This is a genomic window from Mesorhizobium sp. M7A.F.Ca.ET.027.02.1.1, from assembly GCF_004022985.1.
Lineage (GTDB): Bacteria > Pseudomonadota > Alphaproteobacteria > Rhizobiales > Rhizobiaceae > Mesorhizobium.
Genome location: NZ_RZOL01000921.1, coordinates 1 through 498 on the forward strand (window position 1 = coordinate 1; position 498 = coordinate 498).

General features: G+C 56.2%; 1 protein-coding gene and 1 pseudogene. Both read right to left on the reverse strand.

Annotated elements, in window-relative coordinates; genetic code table 11:
• Positions 1 to 3: 3 nt before the first annotated feature.
• Complete coding sequence (locus EN749_RS37020) at positions 4 to 264, reverse strand: hypothetical protein (protein WP_128365141.1); 261 nt, start codon at positions 262 to 264, stop codon at positions 4 to 6.
• Positions 248 to 498, reverse strand: a pseudogene (locus EN749_RS38125) (type VI secretion protein); the annotation flags it as partial. The pseudogene EN749_RS38125 and the gene EN749_RS37020, both read right to left, overlap by 17 nt.

Consider the following 498-nt stretch of genomic DNA (forward strand, 5'->3'; position numbering starts at 1 on the left):
CACCTATTCGAACAAATACCGGAACATTTCGTTCCGGTATTTGTTCGAATAGGTGCAGACGACGGCCTTGCGCTGTCCAGTTTCAGACTTCTTGTCCTCATTGGAACTGTCGTTCTGGAACTCATCTTTTTTCCGCTCGACGAGGTTGGGATCGTCTTCAACAGCGATTTGTGCCAGACCAATGCTCGGGGCGATGAGCATCGGCGCCGTCACGGCCGTTGCGAACAATACGGCCGTCGGGCCGGCTCTAAGCTGCCTGCTCATCCGCTTCCGTCTCCCATCCACAAAAATAGGGGAGCCACGCGGTCGGCTCTTCGCCATAGCGCTTGCGCAGCTCCTCACACTCACGAACGGTTTTTTCGTTGCCCGACAGGACCCTCACCAGGTCCGGCATCGTCGAAAGGTCGAGTTTGGCGACGATCGAATCCGACGCATGCTTCACAAGAAACGCGCGGCTTTCCTTTGCCGTCTCCCTGACAAACCGAAACTCCTTGGACG

Bases quoted from the DNA above. Each gene is read 5' to 3' on its own strand.
- EN749_RS37020 (WP_128365141.1), bottom strand. From the start codon at position 264: ATGAGCAGGCAGCTTAGAGCCGGCCCGACGGCCGTATTGTTCGCAACG.